The sequence below is a fragment of the Mycobacterium sp. NGS50 genome (assembly GCF_059812545.1).
Window position 1 is genome coordinate 68,216 of the sequence record NZ_JCALCW010000006.1, and the last position, 12,580, is coordinate 80,795.

Annotated in this window: 17 protein-coding genes; 4 read left to right on the forward strand and 13 right to left on the reverse strand. The window is 69.4% G+C overall.

The window, feature by feature from the left end; genetic code table 11:
• Positions 1-79: 79 nt before the first annotated feature.
• Entirely contained in the window at positions 80-997 is a 918-nt protein-coding gene (locus AC5Y36_RS06265) for a DUF559 domain-containing protein (RefSeq protein WP_500040005.1), read from the forward strand.
• A gap of 31 nt (positions 998-1,028) precedes the next feature.
• Here AC5Y36_RS06265 and rraA read toward each other — a convergent pair whose 3' ends face one another.
• From rraA to AC5Y36_RS06310, 9 genes are all read right to left on the reverse strand, one after another.
• The gene (rraA, locus tag AC5Y36_RS06270; protein ID WP_500040006.1) at positions 1,029-1,502 is read right to left on the reverse strand and encodes a ribonuclease E activity regulator RraA; all 474 of its coding nucleotides are present in this window, start codon (positions 1,500-1,502) and stop codon (positions 1,029-1,031) included.
• Positions 1,499-1,981: an Rv3852 family protein gene (locus tag AC5Y36_RS06275; protein WP_500040007.1), complete on the reverse strand. Its 483-nt coding sequence runs from the start codon at positions 1,979-1,981 to the stop codon at positions 1,499-1,501. Before AC5Y36_RS06275 ends, rraA begins: the two co-directional genes overlap by 4 nt.
• Before the next feature lie 92 nt (positions 1,982-2,073).
• A complete protein-coding gene (locus tag AC5Y36_RS06280) occupies positions 2,074-2,547 on the reverse strand; it encodes a copper resistance CopC family protein (RefSeq protein ID WP_500040082.1) in 474 nt (157 codons plus the stop codon).
• A 47-nt stretch (positions 2,548-2,594) separates the two neighbouring features.
• On the reverse strand, positions 2,595-3,227 hold the full coding sequence (locus AC5Y36_RS06285) for a YcnI family protein (RefSeq protein ID WP_500040008.1): 633 nt from the start codon (positions 3,225-3,227) through the stop codon (positions 2,595-2,597).
• Between the two features lie 5 nt (positions 3,228-3,232).
• Complete coding sequence (locus AC5Y36_RS06290) at positions 3,233-3,886, reverse strand: DUF6474 family protein (protein ID WP_500040009.1); 654 nt, start codon at positions 3,884-3,886, stop codon at positions 3,233-3,235.
• Positions 3,887-3,984: 98 nt separating this feature from the next.
• Positions 3,985-4,383, reverse strand: a complete 399-nt coding sequence (locus AC5Y36_RS06295; RefSeq protein WP_500040010.1) for a transcriptional regulator — start codon at positions 4,381-4,383, stop codon at positions 3,985-3,987.
• A gap of 408 nt (positions 4,384-4,791) precedes the next feature.
• Positions 4,792-5,328, reverse strand: a complete 537-nt coding sequence (locus AC5Y36_RS06300) for a peptidase (RefSeq protein ID WP_500040011.1) — start codon at positions 5,326-5,328, stop codon at positions 4,792-4,794.
• 163 nt (positions 5,329-5,491) lie between these two features.
• Entirely contained in the window at positions 5,492-6,115 is a 624-nt protein-coding gene (locus AC5Y36_RS06305) for a superoxide dismutase (RefSeq protein WP_500040012.1), read from the reverse strand.
• Positions 6,116-6,278: 163 nt separating this feature from the next.
• Positions 6,279-6,434 (reverse strand): hypothetical protein, encoded by a 156-nt coding sequence (locus AC5Y36_RS06310; protein ID WP_500040013.1) that lies wholly within the window; start codon positions 6,432-6,434, stop codon positions 6,279-6,281.
• Between the two features lie 305 nt (positions 6,435-6,739).
• Here AC5Y36_RS06310 and AC5Y36_RS06315 point away from each other — a divergent pair, with 305 nt between their 5' ends.
• Genes AC5Y36_RS06315 through AC5Y36_RS06325 form a run of 3 tightly spaced genes read left to right on the forward strand, consistent with a single transcriptional unit; the run spans position 6,740 to position 9,074 of the window.
• Positions 6,740-7,093 (forward strand): rhodanese-like domain-containing protein, encoded by a 354-nt coding sequence (locus AC5Y36_RS06315; protein WP_500040014.1) that lies wholly within the window; start codon positions 6,740-6,742, stop codon positions 7,091-7,093.
• A 36-nt stretch (positions 7,094-7,129) separates the two neighbouring features.
• Positions 7,130-8,260 carry a DUF4328 domain-containing protein gene (locus tag AC5Y36_RS06320; RefSeq protein WP_500040015.1) on the forward strand — a complete coding sequence of 377 codons (1,131 nt, stop codon included), beginning with the start codon at positions 7,130-7,132 and terminating at the stop codon, positions 8,258-8,260.
• A 4-nt stretch (positions 8,261-8,264) separates the two neighbouring features.
• Positions 8,265-9,074 carry a glycerophosphodiester phosphodiesterase gene (locus AC5Y36_RS06325; protein ID WP_500040016.1) on the forward strand — a complete coding sequence of 270 codons (810 nt, stop codon included), beginning with the start codon at positions 8,265-8,267 and terminating at the stop codon, positions 9,072-9,074.
• A 10-nt stretch (positions 9,075-9,084) separates the two neighbouring features.
• Here the strand turns inward: AC5Y36_RS06325 and AC5Y36_RS06330 are convergent, their stop codons facing one another.
• The 4 genes from AC5Y36_RS06330 to AC5Y36_RS06345 all read right to left on the reverse strand — a co-directional run bounded on the left by AC5Y36_RS06330 (position 9,085) and on the right by AC5Y36_RS06345 (position 12,499).
• Positions 9,085-9,624: a ferritin gene (locus AC5Y36_RS06330; protein ID WP_500040017.1), complete on the reverse strand. Its 540-nt coding sequence runs from the start codon at positions 9,622-9,624 to the stop codon at positions 9,085-9,087.
• A 113-nt stretch (positions 9,625-9,737) separates the two neighbouring features.
• A complete protein-coding gene (locus tag AC5Y36_RS06335; RefSeq protein ID WP_500040018.1) occupies positions 9,738-10,913 on the reverse strand; it encodes an LCP family protein in 1,176 nt (391 codons plus the stop codon).
• Entirely contained in the window at positions 10,910-11,647 is a 738-nt protein-coding gene (locus AC5Y36_RS06340; protein ID WP_500040019.1) for a CPBP family intramembrane glutamic endopeptidase, read from the reverse strand. The genes AC5Y36_RS06335 and AC5Y36_RS06340 overlap by 4 nt, the downstream gene beginning before the upstream one ends.
• 78 nt (positions 11,648-11,725) lie before the next feature.
• The gene (locus AC5Y36_RS06345) at positions 11,726-12,499 is read right to left on the reverse strand and encodes a DUF2470 domain-containing protein (RefSeq protein WP_500040020.1); all 774 of its coding nucleotides are present in this window, start codon (positions 12,497-12,499) and stop codon (positions 11,726-11,728) included.
• Positions 12,500-12,580 lie beyond the last annotated feature (81 nt).

Consider the following 12,580-nt stretch of genomic DNA (forward strand, 5'->3'; position numbering starts at 1 on the left):
GTCGCGTCGTGAGAGTGCCGCTCGCGGCGCCTGTTAACGCACGTCGGGCGGTTCGGGCGGAACGTGCCAGACTCCGGCCATGGACGAACCGGCATGGCCGTTTCTCGGCCCGGAGGTGCTGGCGGCCAGGGTGATCCCCGAACGGGCGATGCGCGCGTTGTACACGCCCGTTTACCCCGGCGTTTATGCACCGTGGGGCGTTGAGCTCAGCGCGGGTCAGCGGGCGCAGGCGGCCTGGTTGTGGTCGCGGCGCCGCGGGGTGCTCGCGGGTAACTCGGCGGCGGCGCTGCTCGGGACGAAGTGGGTGAGCCCGGCTTTCGACGCCGAACTGGTTTGGGCCAACCGCAATCCACCGCCGAGGGTGCGCGTGTTCAGAGACTCCCTGACACCGCAGGAGTGGACCACCGTCGACGGTATGGCGGTAACTAGGCCTGCCCGAACGGCTTTCGACATCGGGCGGCGCACCGCCTCGCGGCTGCATGCCGTGCAGCGGCTCGACGCCCTGGCGAGAGCCACCGGGTTCGGGGTGAGCGACGTCGAGGCGGTCGTTGAGGCGCATCCCGGTGCGCGCGGCCTGAAGCGATTGCGCGAACGGCTACCGCTGGTCGACGGCGGCGCCGAATCACCCCAGGAGACCCGCACCCGGCTGGTCCTGATCGACGGCGGCTTTCCGGCACCCGAGACCCAGATCATCGTCTCCGACGACTGCGGCGAGTTCGTAGCGAAGGTGGACATGGGGTATCGGGATCTGAAGGTCGGGATCGAGTACGACGGCGCGCAGCACTGGACCGACCCGAAGCAACGCCAGCGCGACATCGACCGGCATGAGGCGCTCCGCGCGCGGGGCTGGGTGATCATCCGGGTCACCGCCGAGCTGCTCCGCTACCGCGAGGCGACCTTTATCTCCCGGGTGGACGCGGCGATGTGCGCCGCCGGATGGGCCGGCCGGCCCGCGAGCGGCATCCTCACGACGCCTTATCGGCGCGTCGCGTCGTGAGAGTGCCACTCGGCGGGAAAGGGGGGAGGGGCTACACCACGACGATGCCGTCGTGGTCGCTGTAGGCGATCTGGCCGGGCACGAACTCGACACCGCCGAGTTCGACGACGACGTCACGCTCGCCGGCGCCGGTCTTGGTGCTCTTGCGCGGATTCGTGCCCAGCGCCTTGATGCCGATACCCAGCGTGCGCAACGTCGCCGCGTCACGCACCGCGCCGTTGACGATCAGCCCGGTCCAGCCGTTGCTGCGGGCCAGTTCCGCGATCACGTCGCCGACCAGCGCCGTGTGCAGCGACCCGGCGCCGTCGATCACCAGCACCGCGCCGTCACCGGGTTCGGACAGCACCGACTTCAGCAGCGCGTTGTCCTGGAAGCAGCGCACCGTGTGAATGGGTCCGGCGAACTCCTCGCGGCCGCCGTACTGGGTGAACTGCAGGTCGCAGCTGCGTACATCGGGTCCGATCTCGTCGACGAGATCGGCGGTAGGCCGGGCGTCGACGCTCACTGCTCGCCGGAGCGACGCAGCAGCTGACGGATCAGTAGCAGCACCAGCAGACCGACAGCTCCCGCGGCCAGCAGCGGAACCGGGGCACCGCCGCTCCGGGCTGCCGGCGGCGCGGCCGGGCGCAACACCGGATCCTTGGCCGAATCGACAGTGGTTTTCGCTTGTGCGGCAGTCTGTTTCGCGGCCTCGGCAAGATGCGGCGCGCCGTTGGTCGCGGCGACTTTCTTGGCCGGAGCCTTCTTCGCCGGCGCCTTCTTGGCCGGGGCCTTCTTGGCGGCCTTGGCGGGCGCCTTCTTGGCGGGCGCCTTCTTGGCGGGGGCCTTCTTGGCCGGCGCCTTCTTGGCGGGTGGCTGCGCTACCGGAGGCTCCGAGAGCACCGGCTCGGAAGCGGCCGGGGGTACCGGCGGCGGCGACGGCTCGGCGAGCGGCTCCGGCGTGGCGTCGGGTTGCTGATCGGGCTGGTCCTGCGACTCTGGCATGCGGCTGCTCCTTAATCTTCGGGTACGCCGGCAGCGATGCCCATCATGCCAGGACGGGCCCTACCGTGTTCCGGCCACCTGCGGGGGCCCGGTCAGCGTCGACGCTGAGCAGCCCACAGCCCGGCACCCACGATCACCACAGCACCCACCACGAACGGCCAGATCGGCAGCTCGCCGACGGGGTTGCCGGTCGACGGGGCGGGCAGCGGATCGGCCACCGCCGGCCCCGGCTCGCCGGTGCCCGCCACGGTCAGCCGAAATGTCCACGAACCGGCCACCGGATGTCCATCGGCCGAGGTCACCCGGTAGAACACCGTGTAGATGCCGGCCGGCCCGAGCGGCCGGACCGCGATGCTGGCGACCGCACCCTGCACCTTCGGTTGCCCGTCCTGCCACAGGTGACGGTCCGGACCCACCACGGTCATCGCCACGAAGGTGGGTTGCAGCTGCTCGTTGAAGGTGGCGCTGACCGTGTCGGGTCCGGTGGCGAGCTCGGTGTCTTTCGCCGGATCGGTGGACACCAGCGCCGCGTGCGCGTCGGCGGTGCCGCCGCCGGCGAACAGCATCGCCACCAGCAGCAGGCCGACGGTCAGGACGCCGGCCACCCGCGTACTCACCGCCTCCGCCCGATCGCGATCGCCACCCCACCGGCCGCCACCAGCAGCGCGGCACCGGCCAGCCACCGGGCGGTGTTGTCCGGGGCGGACGGCGCTGCCACGGGCTGCTCGGTGGGTGCAGGCACCCCGGAGGCCGCGAGCGTCAACACCGGCGCCGGATGCTCGGGTTCACCGCCGTCGGGCAGCGGCGGCTGGTCCCAGCGCACCACGGTGCCGTCGGCGTAGGTCTGCACCGCCGGGAAGCTGACGGTGTCGGTGTCGGGCAGTTTCACCGAGAGCCGGAACAGCCCGAACTGGCCGGCGCCGATACCGCCGCCCGGCACGGCGGTCCAGGTCACCGACCGAATGGTGCCGGCGGCGGCGTCGCGGTCCAGGCTGACCGTCCATCCCGGCACGGTCTCGGCACGCGCCGAGATGTTGGGCACTGTGATGCTGAGTTGTGTTGTCGCAGAACCTGCCCCGGATTCGTTGGGTACCTCGAAAATGAGCATCGCGGTGCTGCCGCGCGCCGCACCCGGGCTGCTGACATGGACATGGGCGGCTGCCGGCGCGATACCGCTGACAACGCACAACAGCGCCGTCGCCGCCAGCACGGCCGCGGCGCGCGCAACCACCCGATGGCCCGCCACGGCGCTCAGCCCAACCCCAACCGCGCCATCAGGTCGGCGTCGATCCCGTCGAGCTGCCCGGAGATCGCCGCGTGCGCGCCGCGGCGCCGCGTCGGCGGCATCTGCTCGGCGGCGGTCACGGCCGCCGACAGGTCGGCCAGCCGGCCGCCGACGGCGGCCACGAACTGCTTGGTCTCCGCATCCTTGGGGTTTCTGCTCTGCACCTGCTGCAGCGTCTTCTCGGCCCCGGCGATTCGCGCCGACAGCTGGCCACCGTGTCCGGAGAACTGTCCGAGCTGGGCCAACGGAACCCCGAGTCGATCCGCGCGGCGTTCGTCGATGAGCCCGCGAAGAGCGATGGCCGCCCGGTAGGCCACCGGCACCACCACCGGGGCGAGCAGCCGCGACACCGTCAGCGCCCGGCGTATCCGCACCGGCGAGAACACCTTGCCCTCCTGCGCCGCCTTCAGTTCGGTCTCGGCGACTTTCAGGGCGGTCCGGTCGCTGTCTCGCTGCGCCTTGAGTTGCGCCTTGAGCGTCTTGCCTTCGGTGCGCTGGGTGGCTTTGAATCGGCGGATCTCGTTCTTGGCGGCCAGCCGGGCTTCCAGTTTGGCGCGCGCCTTGAGCGCCCGCGCTTCGGCGCGACGGGTGGCGCGACTCTTTCGCTTGAACAGGCTCATCCCGGCTGCCTCCCGGTATCTCGTCGACTGTCGCGCTGCGCGGCCGTAATCGAGCTCACCCTATCGGCACGGCGCCGCGACCCGACGTCAGGGCGGGATCAGCCGTCGAGGTGTTCTTTGCGGCGCAACTCGTCGAGCCGGGCCAGAATGTCCTGCTGTGCTTCGGCCGACAGACCGACGGCGCGCTCGGCGATCCGCCGCACCCCGTCTTCACGCAGACTGTCCAGCCAGCACAGCTCGCGGTCCAGCCGCTCGTAGTAGTCGTCGTCGGTGAAGAAGGCCGGCTTGATGCGGAAGAAGTTCGCCAGCGCGGCCATCGTCGCCGTCGACGGATTGGTCCGGTTCCCCGAACGCAACTGCGACAGATACGGAGCCGACATCGTGATGCCCTCGGCCTTGAGTGCTGCGATCACCTCAGCGGATGTGTGTGGGCCCCGGCCGGGCGGATACACCGTGTCGAAGAGGCGGTTAAGGCGCGCGGCGAACGTCGTGCTCATCGATATGACCTCCAAAAACGGTTGGAAGAACCAGAGCGGGTAGCGAAATGCAATCGTTTGCTGATCATGGTAGCGACGTTTACGGCCGCAACCAAGTGCGAAGTGAGGAAAAGTGTCCGGCCCCGTGCCTTGCGGATCGGCGCCTTCGTGCACACACGACAGCGGCTTCACTCAATACGAAATCCGCAAGGTATACCAAGGGAATCCTGACACGCAGATGGGAACCGTCACAGGCTGCGTGGCCACCGATGATCACCGACAGCAGGGCGCGCATCCCGTCGGGCAATCACTGGCCAACCGGACTCGGTGCTGAGCGGACTTTGCTGCTGAGGTCGGTGATGCGGGAGTCGCCGGGGATCGCGAACACGGCGGTCAGCGCCCAATCGCGTCGTCTGCGCACCAGTGCCGTTATGCGGCAAGGAGCATCGCAAGGATGGCGGTGTCGGGGTGAGCGATCGGATCGACACCGATCCGGCTCACCATCGAGGTCACGGTGCCGTCGGCTTCGGCCTCCACCCATGCCGCACGATGTTCGAGACCCAGATAGGGCAGCCCGGGCAGCAGCACACAACCCGACGCCGCTCCACTGCACTCGGGCAGCGACGGCGTGGTCTCCGAAGGCGGGTGCAGCATCAACAGGGCGGAAGGTTGGTGCGCGGCGAAATGACCTGGTGGAATCGCGGATTCGCCGACGATCGTCCCCTCGGCCATCAGCAGGCCGACGGTGTCGGGCTGCGGAGGCTCCGGCAGTTCCTCACGAACTCCGAATACTGTTGTGGTGCGAAGCAATCCCGGCATCGACGCCACCCGGACGGCGATGATCAGCAGTTGTGCCCACTCCTTGGTGGAATCCGGCCATCGCCCGGAGATGATGAATCCGCGTAGCTGACCGCGAGAATGGAACGGGGCGACCTCGATCGCCCGCCGCTCTGACCCTGTCTCCATCGACAACCTCCGCGGCGCCTCGGTCCGCAATCAATGGCTTATTCGGCCAGCATGCGCCCGGGGTCCGGGGTGTGCAAGCAGACACGGCGAACGAGATGGAAATGAAATTCGGGGCGCCACGCGAGAATGCGCGACGCCCCGAATCGGGTTAGATGTTGACGGCTCAGCCGAAAATCAGACCCTTGGTCTTCGAGGTCGCCGCGGCGTACCGCGACTGCACGTCGGCCCAGTTCACCACGTTCCAGAACGCCTTGACGTAGTCGGCCTTGACGTTCTTGTACTGCAGGTAGAACGCGTGCTCCCACATGTCGACCTGCAGCAGCGGAATGATGCCCAGCGGGACGTTGGCCTGCTGGTCGTACAGCTGGAAGGTCAGCAGCTTGTCACCGAGGCTGTCGTAGCCGAGCACCGCCCAGCCGGAGCCCTGCAGGCCGTTGGCGGCGGCGGTGAACTGGGCCCGGAACTTGTCGAACGACCCGAACGCGTCGTCGATGGCCGCGGCGAGGTCGCCTTCGGGCTTGTCGCCACCATTGGGAGACAGGTTCTTCCACCAGATGGAGTGGTTGACGTGCCCGCCGAGGTGGAACGCCAGGTTCTTCTCGTTCAGGAAGATCGCGGCGTGGTCGTCCTTGGCCCGCGCTTCCTCAAGCTTGGCGACGGCGGAGTTGACGCCCGAAACGTAGGCGGCGTGGTGCTTGCTGTGGTGCAGCTCGTTGATCTGGCCGGAGATGTGCGGCTCGAGCGCTCCGTAGTCCCAGTCCAAATCGGGCAAAGTGTATTCAGCCACGAGGTTCCTTCCGTCGGTCGTTGATGAGTGGGCAATTTCCTGACGGTCCGCGCGTGGCGGTCCGCAGATGGGCTATGCGTAGTCAACCTTGCTCCATGCCCGCGTGCTCCGCAAGAACGGCCCCCACGGACGCGCGCCGAGGGGGATACCCACTCGGGACGGATCAGAACCAGACGACAGCGACGAAGAAGGCCAGCAAAACCAGGGCGATCAAACCGGCCCGCAGACCGGCCAGCAGGTAGGAGTGGCCGTAGGTCATCGACCCCGGATACCAGTTGGACGACGCGGTGCGCCGCGGTCCGACCGGATGTGCTGCCATCACTGCCCCCAATTCACTTCCGCAGCCCAACGCCCGTGAGATGTGTCACAGCCTGTCACTGTGACCGCGATCATAACGCGTCCTCCGCGGCAGCGACAACGGAGCCGCCGGGCACCCCGTGCCCAGCGGTTATGGCTGTTGATCGACGCCGATACGCGTCCCTGTGTTATCCACAGCCAAGCCTGTCCAGACGCACAGAATGCGCGCTCATCAACCGCGCCGCACCCTGTCGATGCTGTGGATAAAGTTGTGGAAATTGTGGATACCGGGAGGTAGTACCGCCGGCGCGTGCCAAGATCGGTGCCATGGCTGATCCCCACAACCCGGTAGCGCAGACCGATATCGCCGACCTGCCGCTGACGTTCGGGTCATCGTCGGCCACGGTGCTGCTCGATGTCCGCGAGAACGACGAGTGGCAGCGCGGCCACGCAGCCGACGCGGTGCACATCCCGATGGGCGAGGTGCCGTCGCGACTCGGCGAGATCGATCACGAGGCCCAGCTCTACGTCGTCTGCCACGCGGGGGGCCGGTCGCTTCGGGTGGCGCAGTACCTGCAGCAAAACGGATACGACGCCGTCAACGTCGCCGGCGGGATGGCCGCCTGGGCCCACGCCGGGCGTCCGGTGGTCACCGACGAAGGCCGCCCCGGCACCGTCTGACCGCACCCGCGCCCGCACCCCAGCTACCCTGGTGCGGTGATCCAAGTGTGCTCCCAGTGCGGCACGCGGTGGAACGTGCGCGATCGTCAGCGCACGTGGTGCCCGCGCTGCAACGGCGCGTTGCTGGCGCCGCTGGTCGAGGCGCCGCAACCCGATCAGTGGAGCCCGACGGGGCACCGCGTCGCGCCACAACTGCCGACCGGCTACCGATGGATCGCGGTGCGCCCCGGCGCTCCCCCGCCGCCGCGCCGTCGCCGCCGCCCGCTGGGGCCCACCCCGCGCTACGCCTCCATACCGCGATGGGGGTTGGTGGACCGGATCGACCCGGCGGCGACCGAACAGGCGTCGGGCACCCGGCGGGTTCCGTCGCCGAAGTTGGTGCGGGCGACCCTGTTGGCGACGATGATCACGCTGGGTGTCGCCGCCGCGGTTCACCTGCTGCGCTACGTGCTGTTGCTGATCAACCGCACGACACTGCTGCATCCGCTGATTGCCGGCGCCGGGCTGTGGCTGGGCATCGTGGCCGCGGTGCTGGCAAGCCTGGCGACGGCCGGCTGCGCCGCGGTTCTGACCTGGTGGCTGATCACCCGCCGGTCTGCCGCATTCGCCCACCGCCATCTGCCGGCCACCCGCGGCGACTGGGCGCTGTGGCTGGGCTGCCTGCTACCGCCGTGGATCGCGTTGACCGGGGCCCGAACCGAGGCGATCGTGCTGTCCGCGGCCGATTTTCGGATCACCACCGGGTGGCTGGCCGTCGCCATGGGCCTGCTGCTGCTGCCGCTGCTCGGGATGGCCTGGCCGCTGACCTACCTGACCGAGCTGGCCCGCACCGAAGGCCAGGAAAACCGGCTGCGCAAACCGATCTGGCTGTGCGCGCTGGCGGCCTTCTTCAGCGCGGCGACCTCGGTCTTCGCCACCCTGACCAGCTTCGCCAGCGACGCGCAGGGCATCGCCGACAACACCGTGGCGACGACGTTGGCCTACTTGTTGGCGATGGTGGCGGTGTTCGCCGCCGCCCGGGTCTACGACGGCTTCGAACGCCGGCCGGTGGAGCGGCCCGCCCACCGCTGGGTGGTCGTCACCGAGCAGACCGCGGCGCCGACCCCGGAACCCGTCGGCGCGGACGGCGCGGTGCTTGAGTCCAAGCCGCAGGAACCGGCAGCATAGAGCCATGTCGCCGGCCGACGGGGTGCTCACCGGGCATCCCTACGTGGTCGCCCACCGCGGCGCGTCGGCCGATCGCCCGGAGCACACGCTGGCCGCCTACGACCAGGCCCTGCAGGAGGGCGCCGACGGGGTCGAGTGCGACGTCCGGCTGACCCGCGACGGGCACCTGGTGTGCGTGCACGACCGCCGCGTCGACCGGACCTCGACCGGCGCCGGACTGGTCAGCGAGATGACACTGGCCCAGCTGCGGGAATTGGACTACGGCGCCTGGCACAGCAGCCGCACCCGGCCGGGCCGAAAAGACACCGTCGCTGACACCGGTCTGCTGACGCTGGATGCGCTGGTCGCGCTGGTGCTGGACTGGCATCGCCCGGTCAAGATCTTCATCGAGACCAAGCACCCGGTCCGCTACGGCGCCCTGGTGGAGAGCAAGCTGCTGGCGCTGCTGCAGCGGTTCGGCCTGGCCGCACCGGCGTCGGCGGATCGATCCCGGGCGGTGGTGATGTCGTTTTCCGCGGCCGCGGTGTGGCGGATCCGCCGCGTCGCGCCGTTGCTTCCCACCGTGCTGCTCGGCGAAGCGTCCCGACGGCTGGGCGGCAGTGCGGCCACCACCGTCGGCGCTACGGCGATCGGTCCGTCGATCGCCACCTTGCGGGCACATCCCGAACTGGTGGACCGCGCCGCGGCCCGGGGCCGGGCGGTGTACTGCTGGACGGTCGACGATTTCGACGACGTCGCGTTCTGCCGCGACGTCGGTGTCGCGTGGTTGGCGACGAACTACCCGGCCCGCACCAAGGCCTGGCTACAGCCGTAGGCCGTGGCGGCTAGCCGCCGGCGATCTTGGGTGCGCCCGGTTCCGGCGTCACCGAGCCAACCTCGCGGACCAGGAAGTTCTCCAGGTCGAACAGGTTGTCCCCAGCCCGGCCGGCGACCCGGACCAGCGTCGTCATCAACGCCACTTCCTCGACCTGCTCACGCAGGAACCACTGGATGAACTGTTCGGCGAGGTAGTCGTTCTCATCGCGGGCGACCGCGGCCAGCCGGCTGACCTGCTCGGTGACGGTGCGCTCCTGATCCAGCGCCAGCGCCAATGCGTCGCGCGGCGCGTCGAACCGGTTGCGCACCGCGTCCACCCCGGGAATCTCCACGTGCAGGCCACGATCCAGCAGATACTGGACCATCATCATCGCGTGATTGCGCTCTTCGGCGGCCTGGGCGTAGAAGTGCTTGGCCAATTGCGGCAGGTCGTATCCGTCGAAATAGACCGCAATCGCAATATATTGCTGTGCGGCACTGAATTCCGCGTAAATCTGCTCCTGCAGCAGACCGTGGAACTTGGTCCTGTGGGTCTCGAACTCACTCATGTTCGACACGGTACCCGCAGGTGAAAGACGTTGTCATCCAAGGCGATACTTACTCAGGCCAGCGTTGCCTAAGTTAGCGAAGGCTACATTTGTCGGATTACCCCGCGGTGCCGCTAGGGCTGCGGTTGTCCGCAATTCGGTACGCCGCCGTCGATTTCGGCGCAGGAAGACGATGGAACGGGAGCGTCGGCTCCCAGCGCCTCGAACAGTTCGGCGGCGCGCTGGTGGTCCCACACCACCACCGAACCCGAGTCGCTGTCGATGAATTCACCGATCGGCACGGTCAGCGTGCTGACCGGCCCGTGCAGCGCCCAGGCCAGTCGGGCCAGATCCCACACGTGGTCGTCGGTGTCGACGGTCAGCGCGTCGACCCCGGCGTGCGACACCGACCACCACCGCCACGGGTTGAGCCAGACGCTCGGTTCGGCCAGCCGGCGCATCAGCGCCGCCAGCAGTAGCCGTTGGTGGATCATCCGGTCCAGGTCGGCGCGCGGCGTGGCGCGGCTGCGGGAAAGGCCCAGGGCGCTGCGTCCGTCCAGGGTCTGGCAGCCGGCCGGCAGGTCGATGCCGGCCAACGGGTCGCTGACCGGCTGGTCCAGGCACACGCTCAGTCCGCCGAGGGCGTCGACCATTTCGGCGAATCCGCCGAAGCCGACCTCGATGTAGTGATCCAACCGCAGCCCGGTCGCCTGTTCGACGCTCTGCGCCAGTAGCGGCGCCCCACCCCACGCGTAGGCGGCGTTGATCTTGTCGCGGCCGTAGCCGGGGATCGGCACGTAGGAGTCGCGGGGAATCGACACCACGGTGGCCGGGGCCTTCGACCCGACGCCGGGCAGGTGGATGAGCAGGATGGTGTCGGTGCGGCCGTCGCCGATGTCTCCCCCGGTGGCCAGGCTGTCCTGTTGTTCGGGGGTGAGGTCCTGGCGGCTGTCCGAACCGACCAGCAGCCAGGTCATCCCGAGCCCGGCCGTGGGCCGATCGGGATATTCGGTCAGGACGCGGGCGCGATGCAGCTGCAGGTCCACCCACACGCCGGCCGCGACGGCGCCGCCTGCCGCCAGCACGACGACCAGCAGCAGCACCGCGACGATCCGGCCACCCCAACCGCGTGCCCGGCGAGACCGCGGCGTGCGGGGTTTGCGCGGCGGCGGGGGTGTGCGCGGCCTCGGCGGCCGGAGCGTCCGGCTCGGTCGTGGCCCCGACGGCGCCGGCGGTACCGGTTGGCCGGGCGGCGGCATCCGTCGCATCACCGGCGGCAACTCCCGGCCCGGATCCGACGGCTCGTTCATCGCAGCCATCCCAGGTGCCCGGCCAGCAGCGCATAGCCGACGAAGGCCACGGTGTCGATCAGCCCGTGCGCGATCACCAGCGGCCACAGCCGATTGCTGCGCTGCCACGCATAGCCGAATACCAGGCCCATCGCTACGTTCCCGAGCCCGGCGCCGAAACCCTGATACAGGTGGTATGCACCGCGGAGCACACTCGAAAAGACTAGCGCCAGGATCGGATTCAGCTGCAGCTGACGCAGCCGGGTGAGCAGATAGCCGACCACGATCACCTCTTCGGCCCACCCATTGGCGAAGGCGGCCGCGATGAGCACCGGCACCCGCCACCAGGTGTCGCCCAACCCGGACGGGATGACCGACGCGTTGAGTCCCAGCATCCGGGCCAGGAGATACAGCCCTAGGCCGGGCACCCCGATCAGCGCGGCCAGTCCGACGCCTCCGAGCAGGTCGGCACCGCCGAACCGGGTCAAACCGACGCGGCGCGGGCCGATTCCGCTGCGCCACAGCAGGTAGACGGCCAACGCGCCCCAGGCGAGCAGCTGCACGACCCAGGTCAGGTTCAGACCCAGGTCGATCAGGTCGAAGTAGGAGCGTCGCGGGTTCAGCGGCACCTTCTGGGCCGCCAGGTCGCGCAGCACCGCATCGGACAGCTGCAGGATCGCCGTCGCGGCACTGAGCCCGTAGGTGACCGCGAGGACGACAACGAGTTCGACCCGCAGCGCCCGTCGTTCGGTCATGCCGTCATCTTCGTTGACTCTGCGTTCAGGGCGTGGCGCACACGCACAACGTCACCCTCCGCGCAGAGTCATCGGGGTTTACGGCCGGGCGCGCAATCCGTTGAGGAAGGGGCAGCCCATCAGCACCCGAACGGCGCGGCCCAGACCCTTGACGTCGTCGACCGGCTCGTGGAACGGCAGCCGCACATCATGGTCGCCGTCGACGCTCTCCACCCGCAGCCGCATCCCGTAGCGGTCCAGCCCCAGCGGCCGCACCCGGCCACGACGCAGCCGGGACGGCAGCCGCGACGCCAGCCGGGCGATCACCTCCGGATGCACCGCCTCGAGATGCTGCAGCCAGCAGGCCTCCATCGCACAGAAGGGGTCGGGCCTGGCCGCCAGCAGCGCGTCGACCTGCACCGCCTCGGCACCGGTGGCGTCGGCGACCACCACCGATTCCATCTCCAGCCGTAGCAGCACCGAACGCGCCGGCGCGCCGGTCAACGCCGTCTGCACCTCCAGCAGCGCCGGGTCGGGATGGTGCGCCGCGATCGCGTCCAGCAGCGGCGCGACCTCCGGCAGCGGCACCCGCCGCAGCCGGCCCCGGATCCAGACCAGGGCGCGCACCGGTTCACGCAGCGCCAGCGGCGCCTGATCGGTGAGCTCCAGCACCGCGGGCACGCCGTCGTCGGCGAGACCGGCGGCCGTCGCCCCGTCGGCCGGGACCGCGACGGCGTAGCAGCCGTCGTCCAGCAGGTGGTGCACCAACGCGCTGGCGGGTTCGACACCTTCGACGGCCAGCAGGGCCGCGTCGGCTCGGACACAGGCGCTGCGAATCCGCTCGGCGGTGGTCGGGGTCGCGGTGCGGGTCATCGGCCGCCTTTCGTAAGTGAGGTAAGCCTAACTTAACTACACCCGCCGCCTCGCGCAAGAGCATCACGCGGCACTGACCGA